This window comes from Tsuneonella sp. HG249, assembly GCF_053819205.1.
Genome location: NZ_JBSOQY010000001.1, coordinates 2152180 through 2167776 on the forward strand (window position 1 = coordinate 2152180; position 15597 = coordinate 2167776).

Genomic DNA, 15597 nt, shown 5'->3' on the forward strand with positions numbered 1-15597 from the left:
TCAGGCAAGCTCCAGCAATTCGTCCGCCCTCGCCCGCGCCTCGGCGTCCACCGCCAGCACCTCTTCGAGGGTGACAGGCGCTTCCGGAAGCGGGCGGGAGAGGATTCGCTCTACTGTTAGCGCAATTCGCGTGAATGGTATCTTGCCAGCGAGGAATGCGGCAACCGCGGCCTCGTTAGCGGCATTGAGGACCGCCGGAGCGGCACCTCCCGCTCGGGCCGCCTCACGCGCCAGGCGCGTCGCCGGGAAGCGCTTCTCGTCGGGCGCCTCGAAGGTCAGCTCACCCAGCGCAACCAGATCGAGCGGTTCCATGGGCGTATCCATGCGGTGCGGCCAGGCGAGACACGAGGCGATGGGCACGCGCATGTCGCTCGGTCCGAGTTGGGCCAGCGTCGAACCGTCGCGATACTCGACGAGGCTGTGGATCACGCTCTGGGGGTGAACAACGATGGCGATCCGGTCGAGACCAACGGGAAACAGGTGATGCGCCTCGATGAACTCGAGGCCCTTGTTCATCATCGTCGCCGAGTCGATGCTGATCTTCGCGCCCATGTCCCAGTTGGGGTGCGCGATCGCCTGGGCCGGCGTGGCGGCCTCGAGCTGCGCCTGGCTCCAGGTCCGAAGCGGCCCGCCACTGGCCGTCAGCGTGATGCGGCGCACATCCTCGACGCGATTGCCGGCGAGGCACTGGAAGATCGCGTTGTGCTCGCTGTCGACGGGCAGCAAGGTGGCGCCGCTGCGAGCCACCGCTGCGGTCATCACTTCGCCGGCCGAGACCAGCGCTTCCTTGTTGGCGAGCGCCACGACACCGCCCTGCTCGATCGCGGCCATCACCGGGCCGAGGCCCGCGCAGCCCACGATCGCGGCTACCGTAAGATCGGCGCCGCGCGAGGCGGCCTCGCACAATCCCTCGGCCCCTCCCGCGGCCTCGATGCCGCTACCCGACAGCGCATCGCGCAACGCGGGCAGGCAGCTCTCGTCTGCGACGACCGCCACCTCGGCTGCGAACTCGCGCGCAAGGGCCGCCAGTTCGTTGGCACTGCAGTTGGCCGTCAGCGCCACAATCCGCCATGCGCCGGGCTGGCGCCGCACCAGGTCGAGCGTCGAGGCACCTACCGATCCCGTCGCGCCGAAGATCGATATCGAGCGCATCAGCGGGCCAGCGCCCAGGCCAGCACTCCAACCGCGATGGCGACCGGCAGCATGCCATCGATGCGGTCAAACACCCCGCCATGCCCAGGAATGAGCTTCGAGGAATCCTTCACCCCCGCCCGGCGCTTGAGCCAGGATTCGAAGAAGTCGCCCATCTGCGCCAGGACCGCGAGCGCCGCGCCGAGCAAGGCGGCCGTGCCTAGGTTCTCTGCCGAGAGCGGGGGTCCGAGTTCGAACCGGGGGCCGACGATCCCGCCGTCGATCGCGACTACCCACAACACCACCCACAGCGCGGCGCCGATCATCCCGCCGACGAGCCCGGCCCAGGTCTTCGACGGACTGATCGCGGGGGCTATCTTGGGCCCGCCGATCGACCGGCCGAAGAAATAGGCAAATGTATCCGTGAACACCGTCACGCCGACGATCAGCACGATGAGGAAGTCGCCCGCGCCGGCAAGGATGCCCGCCGCCAGCCCGAAATAGATCGCGCCGGCCGCAATCGACGCCAACCGCGCCGGAATGCTCTGCGTAGCGCGGACAACCAGTAGCACGAACTCGACGAACGCGACGAGGGCGACGATCGTCACGAAGGCGGTAAAGACCTGCCCTCCCGCAACCAGCGCTCCGATGGCGAGCGCCAGCATGACCACCGCCGAGCCCATGCGAACGGGAAGATCGGTGGAGTTCCTGGCCTGCACCGGCGCTTTCACTTCAACGTCCGCCATAGCGTCGCTCCCGCCGCGCGAACTGTTCGAGCGCCTCGGTCAGATGCGCTGGAGTGAAATCGGGCCACAGCACGTCGGTGAATATCATCTCGGCATAAGCGCACTGCCACAAGAGAAAGTTCGACAGCCGCAACTCGCCGCTGGTGCGGATCAAAAGGTCGAGCGGTGGCAATGACGCCGTGTCGAGGTGGCGCTCGATCGCCTCGGTCGAGATCGCGCCCTCCTCGGCCGCTTTGGCCGCGGCGCGGGCGATTTCCTGCTGCGAACCGTAATTCAGTGCAACAGCCAGCGTTCTAGAGCCGTTACAGGTCTTATCGAGCGCTTCATTGAGCATCTCGACAATGTCCGGCGCGAGCCCCCGCCAGTCGCCGAGGATATGCAGCTTGACGTCGTTGGCGATGAATTCCGGCAAGTCCGATTTGATGAACTTGCGCATCAGGTTCATCAGATCGCCGACCTCGTCCTCCGGCCGCCGCCAGTTTTCGGTACTGAACGCGTAGAGCGTCAGGCACTCGACACTGGTGTCCTTGAGCGAGCGCACGAGCTTGCGCACCGCCTCGACCCCGCGCTGGTGCCCCACCGCGCGCGGCAGGTGCCGGGCCTTCGCCCAGCGCCCGTTTCCATCCATGATGATCGCGACGTGGCGTGCGACCTCGCCCTCGCCGGTCATCACTTCGCTCCGGGAGCCTCGCCGCTCACTGGGTGAGGATTTCCTTTTCCTTGGCCGCCGCGGCCTCGTCGGCGAGCGCTACATACTTGTCGGTCAGCTTCTGGACCTCGTCCTCGCCGCGCTTGCGGTCGTCCTCGGAGATGTCCTTCTTCTTCTCGTCTTCCTTGAGCATTTCCATCCCGTCGCGGCGGACGTTGCGGATGGCGATCTTGGCCTTCTCCGAGTACTGGCCCGCGAGCTTGGCGAGCTCCTTGCGGCGCTCCTGCGTAAGGTCCGGGATCGGCAGACGAATGGTCTGCCCGTCGATCATCGGGTTGAGGCCGAGATTGGCGTGGGCAATACCCTTCTCCACGGCGGTCAGATTGGAACGGTCCCAGACCTGCACGCTGAGCATACGCGGCTCGGGAGCCGATACGGTCGCGATCTGATTGAGCGGCATCATCGCGCCGTAGACCTCGCAGACCACGGGATCGAGCAGCGTCGTATTGGCCCGCCCGGTCCTCAGCCCGCCGAGGTCGCTTTTGAGCGACTCCACCGCGCCCTGCATGCGCCGCTCGATGTCGGCCTTGTCATACTTCGCCATCAGGATTCCCCTTGAACGATGGTCTGGACGCCCTGCCCGCTGAGTACGCGCGCGAGATTGCCTTGCTCCCGGATCGAGAATACCACGATCGGAATAGCGTTGTCGCGGCACAGGGCCACAGCCGAGGCGTCCATTACCTTTAGATTTTCTGCCAACACCGTGTCGTAGGTCACGGTATCAAAACGTTTTGCATCCTTGTTCGTCTTGGGATCGCTATCGTAAACCCCGTCGACGCTGGTCCCCTTGAGCAGCGCATCACACTTCATCTCGGCCGCGCGCAACGCAGCGCCACTGTCGGTAGTGAAGTAAGGAGCGCCCACCCCCGCCGCGAAGATCACCACCCGGCCCTTTTCAAGGTGCCGCTCGGCGCGGCGGCGGATTACCGGCTCGCACACAGCATCCATTTGTACAGCGGACTGGACCCGGGTCTGCACACCGATCTGCTCGAGCGCATTCTGCATCGCGAGCGCGTTCATCACCGTTGCCAGCATACCCATGTAGTCTGCCTGGGCGCGGTCCATTCCTTGAGCTGCACCGGCCATGCCGCGAAATATATTGCCGCCCCCGATTACGAGGCAGATCTCGAGCCCGGTTTCTTTCGCCGCCTTCACTTCTTTGGCTAGCTCGGCAACGAACGCCGGATCGATGCCGAACTGCTGGCCACCCATGAGCACCTCGCCGGAAAGCTTGAGCAGGATGCGTTTGTATCGGGGCGTAGCCACGGGCGGGCAAAGTCCTTACGTTGCGGAATGGGGGCTCCCTTAGCGAGCAACCGACAGGGGCGCAAAGGGAAAGCCGGGAGGCCGGAGATGCCGCGCGCGCGCCGAATTCTGCTCGTCCTATTGGTGCTCGTCGTAGCGGCGGCCATCGCGGCCCGCCTCTTTCAGGCGCAACTCGGCGCCTGGATTTACGAGCGGGTGGCGGGGAGCCGAGCGACGAGTGCGCCGTTCGACGCCGGCGACGGGCTGGCCATTGGACTGTGCGGTACCGGTTCGCCCATGCCGGGCACGGACCGCGCGGCGGCATGCACGGTCGTCGTCGCCGGCGGGCGGGCTTATGTCGTCGATATCGGCGAAGGCGGCGCGCGCAACCTCGTTCGCATGGGCATCGATCCCGGGCGGGTCGAGGCGGTGTTCCTCACCCATTTCCACTCCGATCACATAGATGGCTTGGGCCCCCTCAACCTGCTGCACTGGACGGGCGCAGCTTCGCGCACGCCATTGCTCCTCGTCGGGCCTGCGGGGGTTGAGGAAATCGCAACCGGGTTCAACCGGACATATACTGCCGATCACGGCTATCGGGTCGCTCACCATGGAAATGCCATCACACCTCAGAACGGCGGCACCCTGCAGGCGCGTTCTTTCGGGGAGCCCACCAAGGCGATAGTCGTTTTCGAACAGGATGGGTTGCGTGTTACTGCCTTTCCGGTCGACCACCGACCCGTGGCGCCCGCGGTGGGTTACCGTTTCGATTATCGCGGCCGCTCGGTCGTTATCAGTGGCGATACTGCGCAATCCGCGTCGCTCGAACGCGCGGCGAATGGCGCCGATCTGCTGGTGCATGAGGCGCTTCAGCCGCGCATGGTGGGGTCACTCACTCGTTCGCTCGACACGGCCGGGCGGAAGCGAACGGCGCAGATCACCCGCGACATCCTAAATTACCATGCGACGCCAGAGCAGGCAGCGGAGAGCGCCGATCGGGCGGGAGTGGACCGGCTGGTGCTCACGCACCTAGTCCCGCCGATGCCCAGCAGCTTGTTCTATCCAGCTTTCCTCGGCGACGCCGCGGATCGGTTTGATGGGGGGATCACGGTGGGGGAGGACGGAATGATTTTCGTCTTGCCTGCCGGATCTCACGATATTCGCGAAGAGGACGGATTCTAGTCGTTTGAACGAAAACGGCCGCCGGATCGCTCCGGCGGCCGCAATTCCGACGGGTGGCTGGATTAGCCAGCGACCGCGGCGGCGACTTCCGCCGCGAAATCGGTCTCTTCCTTCTCGATTCCTTCGCCGAGCTGGAAGCGGACGTAGTCCTTGAGCACGATCGACGCGCCGGCCTGCTTGCCGGCGGCGGCGATCACGTCGCTGATGGCGGTCTTGTTGTCCATCACGAAGACTTGGCTGAGCAGCGCGTTCTCCTTTGCGAATTTCTTCACCGCGCCGTCGACCATCTTGGCCTGGACGTCCGCCGGCTTGCCGCTCTCGGCAGCCTTCTCGGCGGCAACCTTGCGCTCACGCTCGATCACTTCAGCGTCCAGGCTGTCGGCGTCGAGCGCCTGCGGGAAAGCGGCGGCGATGTGCATCGCCAGCTGCTTGCCCAGCGCTTCCAGCGCGGCCTTTTCGGCGGTGCTTTCCAGCGCGACAAGCACGCCAATCTTGCCGAGACCGGCCGAAGCAGCATTGTGCATATAAGGAACCACGACGCCTTGGTTGACCGAGACGTGCTTCAGGCGACGGACTTGCTGGTTCTCACCGATTGTCGCAACGTTGTCGGTCAGTTTGTCGGCAACGGTCCCGCCATCGGGATAGCCGGCGCCCTTGAGCGCTTCGACGTCGGCAGCGCCTTCGTTGAGCGCCACTTCGGTGACCTTGCGGACGAAGTCCTGGAACTTGTCGTTCTTGGCGACGAAGTCAGTTTCCGAATTCACCTCGACCGCAACGCCCTTGGTGCCCGCGACGGCAACGCCGACGAGACCTTCGGCCGCCGTGCGGCTCGATTTCTTGGCCGCGGTGGCGAGGCCCTTGGCGCGCAGCGCGTCGACTGCGGCTTCGATGTCGCCGCCGGTCTGCTCGAGCGCCTTCTTGGCGTCCATCATGCCCGCGCCGGTCTTCTCGCGCAGGGCTTTAACGTCGGAGGCTGTGAATGCAGCCATGTCGGTATTCCTTCTTTGAAAAATGCGGTGCGGCGCCGGATTTTCGCCCAGCGCCGCAGATCAGGCTGGCGAGGCGATCAGGCTTCGGTCGAAGCTTCGGCCGGGGCGTCGGCCGCTGCTTCCGCCACATCGGCCTCGGCCGGCGGCTCGGCCATCGCGCCGATGTCTTCACCCGAATCGATCGTCGCGCGGCCCTGGCCCGTCGAGGCGGCTTCGGCGACGGCGTCGCAATAGAGACGCACAGCGCGGGCAGCGTCGTCGTTGCCCGGGATCGGGAAGGCGATGCCGCTCGGATCGACGTTCGAATCGAGAACCGCGACAACCGGAATGCCGAGCACGCCGGCTTCCTTGATCGCGAGATCCTCCTTGTTGGCGTCGATCACGAACATCACCGCCGGAATGCCGCCCATGTCGCGGATGCCGCCGAGCGAAAGCTCGAGCTTGTCGCGCTCGCGGGTAAGCTGGAGGATTTCCTTCTTGGTCAGACCCGAGATCTCGCCCGAAAGCTGCTCATCGAGGCTCTTGAGGCGCTTGATCGAGCCCGAGATGGTCTTCCAGTTGGTGAGCATGCCGCCCAGCCAGCGGTGGTTGACGAAATGCTGGCCCGACTTGCGCGCAGCCTCGGCAATCGGCTCGGCCGCCTGGCGCTTGGTGCCAACGAACAGCACCTTGCCACCGCTGCGGACGGTGTCCTGGATGAAGTCGAGGGCGCGCGCCATCAGCGGCACGGTCTGCGACAGGTCGATGATGTGAACCCCGTTGCGGGCGCCGAAGATGTACGGCTTCATCCGCGGATTCCAGCGGTGGGTCTGGTGGCCGAAGTGCGCGCCGGCCTCGATCAATTGCTGCATGGTGACGACAGGAGCCGCCATAGGTAATTCCTTCCGGTTGTGCCTCTGAAGAGCTGGAACCCGTGCGGAGTTTCCCGCGGCAGGCACCGGTATGAGGCGCTCTTCATGTGAATTTGTCCGCTACAGGACCCAGCCTACACGACCGGTCCAGGATCGGACGGCGGGCCCTTAGCGGCACCCAGCGCGAAAATCTACCTTCAATTCGTCGCACAGGGGATTCGTCCGGCCGTGCATAGCACTTGACGAGCCAGAACAAAAAGGGAACATTGCTTCGTATTGGGAACGTTTCCCGATTCGGGGTTTTCCACTAGTCGTCCACAGCTTGTCTACATGGCTGTCGACCCATGAGGGTTAGAGTCCAATGCTTGCCATTTTGCTTGTCGCACTGTTCGCCACGATCGCGCTGTCCAGTGTGTTCACCCTCGCCGATGCCGCGATACGCGGCCGGAACTCAGTCCGGCGGCTACGCGGTGACCTCAAGCGGATCAACGTGGTGCGGCCGGTGACCGTTTCGTTCGCGAGTGAGCCCGAAGCGTTGCCGCTTCCGCCGCTCCGCTCGCTGGCGATCAGTGCACGTCGCCGGGTAGCGCGGCCGCTTCGGGTAGGGTGCCAGCAGCGCGTTGCCGCCTGATCATTGCGTAGCGCGCGATGGACCACGGCATCGTGGCCAGGTAGACGATGCAGATTGCCGAAAGCGTCCACCACGGTTCGAGCAGCAGGGCGGCGAACACCATCCCCACTACTGCGATCAGTCCGAGCCTAACATCCTGACGCGGCCGCATCCGGCCCCAACTAAGAGTGGCCAGGTTCGAGATCATTAGGAACGCGATGAACGCGGTCCATGGGGCAACGAGCAGCGGATCGCGGAAAAGGGGCTCGCCGGTCGCCATCCAAAGGTAAAGCGGTAGAAACGCGAGCCCCGCTCCGACGGGCGCCGGCACCCCAGTGAGAAATCCCGCAGACTTGTGCGGTTGTTCGCTCGCGTCGATCTGCGCATTGAAGCGCGCTAGGCGTAACGCACCGCAAAGGGCGAACGCCAGCGCGGCGAACCACCCAGCGCGCGTGAGATCATTGAGCGACCAGAGAAACAGGATCAGTGCCGGCGCGGTGCCGAAACTCAACGAGTCGGCGAGGCTGTCCAGCTCCGCACCGAAGCGGGATTGCGCGCGAAGGAGCCGGGCGATGCGGCCGTCCATCCCGTCCAGCACCCCAGCAAGCACCACGGCAATCACCGCCTCGCGCCACATGCCGGCCATTGCGAAGCGGATACCGGTGAGCCCGGAGCACATTGCCGCAGCGGTGATCGCATTGGGAACTACCGCCCGCATTGCCAGCCCGCGTACCCGCCCTCGAGGCCGCAACGGCACCTCGTCTTCAGCTGCCTTGGGCCCGATGCGCGGTTCTTCCGCCATTACTGGCTCACTCCTTCGATGAGCTTCTGAATGCCGAGTTCCGCCAAGATGGTCTCCCCCGCGACGACTTGCTGACCCAGGAGGACCTTGGCGTCCGTTCCAGTGGGCAGGTAAACGTCGACCCGGCTGCCGAAGCGGATCAGCCCTACCCGCTGGCCTACCGCTACGAGGTCGCCCGGCTTGACGAAAGGCAGGATGCGCCGGGCCAGAAGCCCGGCGATCTGAGTGAAGCCGATGGTGACGCCGTCGGCCCGCTCGATCAGCAGATGCTGGCGCTCGTTGTCCTCGCTCGCCTTGTCGAGATCCGCGTTCATGAACTTGCCGGGGATGTACACCACGCGGCGTACCGTGCCGCCGATCGGTGCGCGGTTGATGTGTACGTCGAACACGCTCATGAAGATCGAGACGCGGGTTACAGGGCCCGCGGGCAAGCCGCGAATGCCGCTACCGTCCTCGACCCTGAGCTCCGCCGGAGGCTCCACTTGGGCAATGAGCGAGATTTGCCCGTCCGCCGGCGAGACGATGAAACGGTCGTCCTGCGGCACAACGCGCTCGGGGTCCCGGAAGAAGGCTGCCACCCCCACCGTCAGGAAAGCCAGGGGCCAGGCGATCGTCTCCCAAGCAAGCAATGCCGTGAGGAAGCTTGCAGCAGCGGTTATAAGTGCGAACTTGCGGCCTTCCGGGTGGACCGATGGCCACCGCCATTGCGCCGCCCCCCGCCCGCGATTGTCGAGAATTTCTCCGGCCATCGCTGTCGGCTTAGGAGTCCCGTCGCACTGTCACAAGCGAAAGTGCCTCAAGCGACCTTGCGCACGAACACGGTGCCTGCAGAGTAGCCGGCGCCGAATGAACAGATCAGCCCCGTGTCGCCTGGAACGAGATCGTCGCTATGCTTGTGGAAGGCAATGATCGAGCCGGCGCTGGAAGTGTTGGCGTAAGTATCGAGCACCGTGGGGCTTTCGTCCGCGCTGGCTTCGTGGCCCAGCACGCGCTGCGCGATCAAGCGATTCATGCCGGCGTTCGCCTGGTGCAGCCATAAGCGCCTCAGTGCGTGCGGGTCGATCCCGAGCCGTTCGGCTTCCTCGCAGATCATCGCGGCGACCATTGGTACCACTTCCTTGAAGACCTTGCGCCCTTCCTGGACGAACAGCTTGTCGGGCCCGTCTCGCGTCTCTGGTGAAGCGCGGTTCAGGAAGCCGAAGTTGTTGCGTATGTTATTCGAGAACACGGTCTTGAGCTTGGTCCCGAGGATGTCCCAATGCGCTGCCGGCGCGAGATCGGCGTCCTCGACCAAAACCGCCGTAGCGACGTCGCCAAAGATGAAATGACTGTCTCGGTCGCGCCAGTTGAGGTGCCCACTGGTTATCTCGGGGCTCACCACCAGTACCGACCGGGCATTGCGGGCCCGAACGTAGTCGGCCGCGGTCTGGATGCCGAAGGTCGCCGATGAGCACGCGACGTTCATATCGAATCCGAACCCTTCGATGCCGAGCGCGTGCTGGATTTCGATCGCCATCGCTGGATAGGCGCGCTGCATGTTGGACGCGGCGCATAGGACGGCGTCTACGTCGGATGCATCGCGACCGGCCCGCTCCAACGCCTGCCGCGCCGCGGCGACCCCGATCTCCGCCATGATGGAGAGATTTTCGTTGTCCCGCTCCGGAAACCGGGGGCACATGATCGCCGGGTCGAGCACGTTCGCCTTGTCGACCACATGGCGCGCAAGAATCCCGCTCGCCTTCTCGATAAATTCCGTGGAGCTCAACTCGAGGGGGGCGGTCTCCCCGGCGGCGATCGCCACTGCGCGCTCGGCATTATGCCGCTCCACATAGGTGTTGAAGCTGGCGACGAGCTCTTCGTTCGAAATGCTGTCGGGCGGAGTGTAGAGGCCGGTGGCGGAGATGACGGGCTGGGGCATCGCTCGCGTTTAGGCGCGCGATGGAACGCGAACAAGATAGCCGCATTGACAGCGCGGTGACGCTTCGCCATGGCGCGCGTCTCTCGGCCGGAAGCGCCCCTCGCAGGGCTTCGCATATCCGGCAAACCTGTGTGGACAGGTGGCCGAGTGGTTAAAGGCAGCAGACTGTAAATCTGCCCGTGCAAGCGTACGCTGGTTCGAATCCAGCCCTGTCCACCACCCCCTACTTGGCTTGCCGAGGCGACCGTCTACTGGCAGAGCCGCGGCCATGGCAAAAGGCGACAACAAGCGCGCGATGCGCGGGCGCGCGGGGCGCATGCAGGGCGGGCGTGGTTCCGGGCGTGCGAGCACCGGGCAGGTCCGTTTGTGGGGCCGGCACGCGGTGGAAGCGGCCCTTAAGAACCCAGAGCGCAGTCATCGCAAGCTATGGGCAACCCGTGAAGGGGTCGCCTCACTCGACGGCGAGTTGCCGTGCCATTTTCCGGTCGAATGGGCCGACGCCGCCGATCTCGCCCGACTGGTTGCCCGCGATGCGCCGCACCAAGGCTTGGTGCTGGAATGCGCTCCGCTCGATGACGTTTTTCTAGATGACGTTATCGGTGAAGACTCCGGCCCGGTTCTCGTGCTGGACCAGGTAACCGATCCGCATAATGTCGGTGCGATCCTTCGCTCCGCAGCGGCCTTCGGCGCCGCCGCGATCATCACTCAGGACCGCCACGCCCCGCCTGAGTCAGGAACGGTGGCGAAATCGGCTAGTGGCGCCCTGGAAGTCGTGCCCTGGGTTCGCGTGGTGAATCTCGCCCGCGCCCTCGATCAATTGGCCGAGGCTGGTTACTGGCGCATCGGACTTTCCGGCGACGCGGAAGCAAATCTGGCGCAAGCTCTGCCGACTGGTCCAGTGGCGCTTGTGCTCGGCGCGGAAGGGGAAGGTATGCGGCAGAACATTGCCGCACATTGCGACGCACTGGCAAGCCTGCCGATTACCGAGGCCATCGAAAGCCTCAACGTTTCGAACGCGGCCGCAATCGCGCTATACGCCATTGCCACGCGATAGATTCGCGTACCGGGGGTGAAACGATGGAATTTAAGGGCTCTCTGAAGCGTCTCGCGGGCGCTGTGCTTCTGGCGGCCACATCGCTCGCGCTGAGCGGATGCCTTCTATCGCCGGGCAAGTTCATTTCCACGCTCGACCTGCGAAAGGGCGGGATGTTCACCTACGTCTACGAGGGCGAAATTCACCTGCTCGCGCTGAGCAAGCTCGCGCAGATGGACGCGCAACGCGACGAGGAGTTCTCGCCCGAGGTCTGCTACGACGACGGCTTCAACGCGCGCGAATGCACGGAGGACGAGGTCGCCGAGCAACGCAAGACGTGGGAGGAGGGCGCCGCCGAGCGCAAGGCCAAGAAGGAAAAGGACGCTGAGGCGGCGCGCGCCATGCTCGGCGGTATCGATCCGTACGACCCGGCCGCGGCCGATGAGCTCGCCGCGCGACTCCGCCGCCAGACTGGCTGGAAGCGCGTCGAGAACAAGGGTGACGGCCTATTCGATGTGAGCTTCGCGCTTACCGGCCGGATCGACCACGATTTCCATTTCCCGACTATGGAGGGCTTCCCGGTCTCGAACTTCTTCGTCGCGGTCACAAGACGCGCCGATGGCACCGTACGGGTGAACGCGCCGGGCTTTGCTCTGCAGGGCGGCGGCAACCCCTTTCAGGGCATGATGGGGGCAATGGGCGGCGTGCCGTTTCCGGGAGAGGACGGCGAACCCGGCGCACCCGTGCTGCCGAAGATCGACGGGACCTTCACGATTACCACGGACGGCGAAATTCTCGCGAACAATACCGACGAAGGACCTACGGCGTCGGCGACGGGGAAGACCCTCGCCTGGACCATCAACATCCGCACCAAGGCCGCGCCTACCGCGCTGGTCCGGATACAATAGTACGACGAAGGAGTGAATTAGCCGGCGGGACCGGCCGTTCCTAGTTTACGGAGTCCTTGAGCACCTTGCCCGCTTTGAACTTGGGCTGGTTCGACGCCTTTATCTTCATCGGTTCCCCGGTGCGGGGATTCCGACCGGTGGACGCCTTGCGCCGCGCTACCGTAAAGGTGCCGAAACCGACCAAGCGCACCTCATCCCCCTTCTTGAGCGCCGCGGTGATCGCGTCGAAGACTCCCTCGACCGCGCTTGCCGCGTCGCTTTTGGACAGCCCGGCCGTCTCGGCCACGGACCCGATGAGATCGTGCTTGTTCATCCCTTCCCCCTTGTCATGTGCGCCCGCGGCGATCGGCGAATGCTAGAATCGCCAGCATGAAAGCGCGGACTTGAATGTCTTTTTCGGCACGAGTCAAAGGCTAAACGAAGTTAAGCCGATCCATTCCGGGACGAACCGTGCATTCGCCCGCCCGATGCGACGAACCGCCGGCGCCGCAACGTCAATGGCCGTTCAGTGAGCGGTCGCCCCTTCTCCGGTGCCGGCCGACGGGGGTTGGCTAGCGAGGTCGTCCGCCTCGCTCCAGTCGATCGCATCGAGCGGTGCGACCAGCGCTCGTTCGAGCACCTGGTCGACATGGCTGACCGGCACGATTTCCAACCCATCCGTGATGGCCTGCGGTATTTCGGCGAGGTCCTTAACGTTCTCCTCTGGGATGAGCACGGTCTTGATGCCGCCGCGCAGCGCCGCGAGCAGCTTTTCCTTCAATCCGCCAATCGCCAGCACCCGGCCACGCAAGGTGACTTCGCCTGTCATTGCCACGTCGGGGCGCACGGCAACGCCGGACAACGTCGAGATTATCGACGTGACCATCCCCACGCCCGCGCTCGGTCCGTCCTTGGGCACCGCACCTTCGGGCAGGTGGATGTGGATGTTCTTGCGCTGGAACAGGCTCGGACGGATGCCGTAGGCGGGCGCCCGCGCCTTCACGAAACTGAACGCCGCTGCAATGCTCTCGGTCATCACGTCGCCAAGTTTGCCGGTCGTCTTGATCTCGCCTTTGCCGGGCGTGGTGACGCTCTCGATGGTCAGCAACTCGCCGCCGACCTCGGTCCACGCTAGCCCGGTCACCGCGCCGACCTGAGCCTCTTCCTCGCTGACGCCGTGCTTGAACTTCTGCACCCCAGCGAACTCTCCGAGGTTCTCCGGCGTGATGGTTACGCTCGTCGCCTGCTTTTCAAGGATCCGGCGGAGGGACTTGCGGGCCAGCCGCGCGATTTCGCGCTCGAGCGTCCGCACCCCCGCTTCGCGAGTATAGTAACGGATCAGGTCACGCAGTCCTTCGGTGGTGAGGGTGAACTCGCCCTCCTTCAGCCCGTGCGCCTCGATTTGCTTGGCGATCAGGTGCCTCTCGGCGATCTCGACCTTTTCGTCCTCGGTGTAGCCTTCCAGCCGAATGATCTCCATCCGGTCGAGCAGCGGCTGCGGCAGATTGAGACTGTTCGCGGTGGTCACGAACATGATGTCGGACAGATCGAGGTCGAGCTCGAGGTAGTGGTCCTGAAATTTGTTGTTCTGCTCCGGGTCGAGCACCTCAAGCAGTGCGGAAGCAGGATCGCCGCGGAAATCCTGTCCGAGCTTGTCGATCTCGTCGAGCAGGAAGAGCGGGTTGCTCGTTCCGGCCTTCTTCAAGTTGGAAACGATCTTGCCAGGCAGCGAGCCGATGTACGTGCGGCGGTGGCCGCGGATCTCGGCTTCGTCGCGCACGCCGCCCAGCGACTGGCGCACGAACTCGCGGCCCGTTGCCTTGGCGATCGACTTGCCGAGGCTCGTCTTGCCGACGCCCGGAGGGCCTACCAGGCACAGAATCGGACCCTTGAGCTTGTTGGTCCGCGCCTGCACCGCGAGATACTCGACGATCCGGTCCTTCACCTTCTCGAGCGCGTAGTGATCCTCATCGAGCACGGCCTGCGCCTGCGCGATGTCCTTCTTGACCTTCGACTTCTTCCCCCACGGTAGGCCGAGGAGCACGTCGAGGTAATTACGGATGACCGTCGCCTCAGCGCTCATCGGCTGCATGGTCTTGAGCTTCTTGAGCTCGCTTTCGGCCTTCGTGCGCGCCTCTTTCGACAGCTTGAGCTTGGCGATCTTCTCGGTCAGCTCGGCAATCTCGTCGCCTTCCTCGCCGTCACCGCCAAGCTCGTTCTGGATCGCCTTCAACTGTTCGTTGAGGTAATATTCGCGCTGGGTCTTCTCCATCTGCCGCTTCACGCGGCCGCGGATCTTGCGCTCGACCTGCAGGACCGAAAGCTCGCCCTCCATGATCGCCATGACCATTTCGAGCCGCTTCAGCGGGTCGCGCTCGGTCAGCAGAGCCTGCTTGTCGGCTACTTTGCCTTGTATCGCGGCCGCGATCGTGTCGGCGAGTTCGCCGGCATCGTCGATTTCGCTTAGGTCCTGTCCGGCACCCTCACCGAGCTTCTTGTTGAGCTTGGCGTATTCGCCGAACTGCTCGACGACCTGCCGCATGGTGGCAACGACCTCGCTGCCCGAAGCGGTTGTGGGATCCTTGATCTCGACCTCGGCGACGACGAGCCCGTTCTCAGGCCGCATCGCAACGAGATCGGCGCGCGCACCCCCTTCCACCAGCACCCGGACCGTTCCGTCTGGCATCTTGAGAAGCTGGAGCACCTGCGCGACGACGCCGGTGTCGTAAAGGTCTTCGTCAGTTGGATCGTCGGTGCCCGGGTCGAGCTGCGCGAGCAGGAAAATGTCCTTGTCGCCCTCCATGGCCGCCTCGAGCGCCGCTACCGATTTCTGGCGACCAACGAACAGCGACACGACTTGGCTCGGAAATACCACGATGTCGCGCAGGGGGAGCAGGGGGAAAAGTTGGTTCATTTTGTAGGGTGTCCGTTCTGAGCAACGGATATGGGGTGCAGTCGGCGGGCGCGCAATCCTGCTCCGCACGTCGGCTGTGGACGGCTAAAGCGCTAGAAATCTACCGTCACGGTGATCGTGTCGCGATAACTTCCTGCCGCCTGCCTCGTGGCCCCGGCATCAATGCGGCCGTAGGCGCTCAGAGAAAGAGATCCGAAGCCCGCTTGTGCGGTCTGTGCAAGACCAGGGTGCCACGCGAGCGACCGCGCGGCATCGGAATAGATCGCATAGGAGACATATCCCGCATCGCCGGCCAAGCGGCGGTTGGCACCATCGCCGTTGAGCCCGCGGTCGAGCCGAACCTCGACCGGCGTGACGTCGTTGCAGGAAACCTCGATGCGAGAGACTGCATCCATCGGCTCGCCCGTGCGGCCGGCGAAGGCCGCGGGTGTCGCCGAGACGCCGCATGACGGCTCCACCACAAGTGAGACCGCGATGGTGGACGAAGCGCTCTCGGCCGTGACCGGTGAACCTTGTAAACCCGCTACCGCACCGAGCGAAGCCGAAAAGAGTACAGTTCGCGCCATGGCCGGCAAGCTGG

General features: G+C 64.5%; 16 protein-coding genes and 1 tRNA gene. 4 read left to right on the top strand and 13 right to left on the bottom strand.

The window, feature by feature from the left end; all coding sequences use genetic code 11:
• From dxr to pyrH, 5 genes are read right to left on the bottom strand one after another with little or no spacing between them, the layout of a single operon-like run.
• Nucleotides 1–1152: a 1-deoxy-D-xylulose-5-phosphate reductoisomerase gene (gene dxr / locus ACWPM1_RS10775; RefSeq protein WP_455694831.1), complete on the bottom strand. Its 1152-nt coding sequence runs from the start codon at nucleotides 1150–1152 to the stop codon at nucleotides 1–3.
• The gene (locus ACWPM1_RS10780; RefSeq protein WP_455694832.1) at nucleotides 1152–1877 is read right to left on the bottom strand and encodes a phosphatidate cytidylyltransferase; all 726 of its coding nucleotides are present in this window, start codon (nucleotides 1875–1877) and stop codon (nucleotides 1152–1154) included. The genes dxr and ACWPM1_RS10780 overlap by 1 nt, the downstream gene beginning before the upstream one ends.
• Nucleotides 1864–2547: a polyprenyl diphosphate synthase gene (uppS, locus tag ACWPM1_RS10785; protein ID WP_455694833.1), complete on the bottom strand. Its 684-nt coding sequence runs from the start codon at nucleotides 2545–2547 to the stop codon at nucleotides 1864–1866. The genes ACWPM1_RS10780 and uppS overlap by 14 nt, the downstream gene beginning before the upstream one ends.
• A gap of 25 nt (nucleotides 2548–2572) precedes the next feature.
• Nucleotides 2573–3130 carry a ribosome recycling factor gene (gene frr, locus ACWPM1_RS10790; RefSeq protein WP_455694834.1) on the bottom strand — a complete coding sequence of 186 codons (558 nt, stop codon included), beginning with the start codon at nucleotides 3128–3130 and terminating at the stop codon, nucleotides 2573–2575.
• The gene (gene pyrH, locus ACWPM1_RS10795) at nucleotides 3130–3852 is read right to left on the bottom strand and encodes a UMP kinase (protein WP_455694835.1); all 723 of its coding nucleotides are present in this window, start codon (nucleotides 3850–3852) and stop codon (nucleotides 3130–3132) included. The genes frr and pyrH overlap by 1 nt, the downstream gene beginning before the upstream one ends.
• An 87-nt stretch (nucleotides 3853–3939) precedes the next feature.
• On the opposite strand from pyrH, the gene ACWPM1_RS10800 reads away from it, so the two are divergent.
• Nucleotides 3940–5013, top strand: coding sequence for an MBL fold metallo-hydrolase (locus ACWPM1_RS10800; RefSeq protein ID WP_455694836.1), 1074 nt, complete (start codon nucleotides 3940–3942; stop codon nucleotides 5011–5013).
• A 62-nt stretch (nucleotides 5014–5075) separates the two neighbouring features.
• Here the strand turns inward: ACWPM1_RS10800 and tsf are convergent, their stop codons facing one another.
• From tsf to ACWPM1_RS10825, 5 genes are all read right to left on the bottom strand, one after another.
• On the bottom strand, nucleotides 5076–6002 hold the full coding sequence (gene tsf, locus ACWPM1_RS10805; RefSeq protein ID WP_455694837.1) for a translation elongation factor Ts: 927 nt from the start codon (nucleotides 6000–6002) through the stop codon (nucleotides 5076–5078).
• Nucleotides 6003–6079: 77 nt separating this feature from the next.
• Entirely contained in the window at nucleotides 6080–6874 is a 795-nt protein-coding gene (gene rpsB, locus ACWPM1_RS10810) for a 30S ribosomal protein S2 (RefSeq protein WP_455694838.1), read from the bottom strand.
• Nucleotides 6875–7419: 545 nt separating this feature from the next.
• Nucleotides 7420–8265, bottom strand: coding sequence for a CDP-alcohol phosphatidyltransferase family protein (locus tag ACWPM1_RS10815; protein ID WP_455694839.1), 846 nt, complete (start codon nucleotides 8263–8265; stop codon nucleotides 7420–7422).
• The gene (locus ACWPM1_RS10820) at nucleotides 8265–9014 is read right to left on the bottom strand and encodes a phosphatidylserine decarboxylase (RefSeq protein WP_455694840.1); all 750 of its coding nucleotides are present in this window, start codon (nucleotides 9012–9014) and stop codon (nucleotides 8265–8267) included. The genes ACWPM1_RS10815 and ACWPM1_RS10820 overlap by 1 nt, the downstream gene beginning before the upstream one ends.
• Before the next feature lie 47 nt (nucleotides 9015–9061).
• A complete protein-coding gene (locus ACWPM1_RS10825) occupies nucleotides 9062–10183 on the bottom strand; it encodes a beta-ketoacyl-ACP synthase III (protein WP_455694841.1) in 1122 nt (373 codons plus the stop codon).
• 133 nt (nucleotides 10184–10316) lie between these two features.
• Here ACWPM1_RS10825 and ACWPM1_RS10830 point away from each other — a divergent pair.
• The 3 genes from ACWPM1_RS10830 to ACWPM1_RS10840 all read left to right on the top strand — a co-directional run bounded on the left by ACWPM1_RS10830 (nucleotide 10317) and on the right by ACWPM1_RS10840 (nucleotide 12124).
• Nucleotides 10317–10402, top strand: a tRNA-Tyr gene (locus ACWPM1_RS10830).
• A 49-nt stretch (nucleotides 10403–10451) separates the two neighbouring features.
• Nucleotides 10452–11237: a 23S rRNA (guanosine(2251)-2'-O)-methyltransferase RlmB gene (rlmB, locus tag ACWPM1_RS10835; protein ID WP_455694842.1), complete on the top strand. Its 786-nt coding sequence runs from the start codon at nucleotides 10452–10454 to the stop codon at nucleotides 11235–11237.
• 23 nt (nucleotides 11238–11260) lie between these two features.
• Nucleotides 11261–12124 (top strand): hypothetical protein, encoded by an 864-nt coding sequence (locus ACWPM1_RS10840; RefSeq protein WP_455694843.1) that lies wholly within the window; start codon nucleotides 11261–11263, stop codon nucleotides 12122–12124.
• A gap of 40 nt (nucleotides 12125–12164) precedes the next feature.
• Here ACWPM1_RS10840 and ACWPM1_RS10845 read toward each other — a convergent pair whose 3' ends face one another.
• From ACWPM1_RS10845 to ACWPM1_RS10855, 3 genes are all read right to left on the bottom strand, one after another.
• Nucleotides 12165–12437 carry an HU family DNA-binding protein gene (locus ACWPM1_RS10845; protein WP_455694844.1) on the bottom strand — a complete coding sequence of 91 codons (273 nt, stop codon included), beginning with the start codon at nucleotides 12435–12437 and terminating at the stop codon, nucleotides 12165–12167.
• Nucleotides 12438–12629: 192 nt separating this feature from the next.
• Nucleotides 12630–15017 (bottom strand): endopeptidase La, encoded by a 2388-nt coding sequence (gene lon / locus ACWPM1_RS10850; protein ID WP_455694845.1) that lies wholly within the window; start codon nucleotides 15015–15017, stop codon nucleotides 12630–12632.
• 92 nt (nucleotides 15018–15109) lie between these two features.
• The gene (locus ACWPM1_RS10855; protein WP_455694846.1) at nucleotides 15110–15583 is read right to left on the bottom strand and encodes a Csu type fimbrial protein; all 474 of its coding nucleotides are present in this window, start codon (nucleotides 15581–15583) and stop codon (nucleotides 15110–15112) included.
• Nucleotides 15584–15597 lie beyond the last annotated feature (14 nt).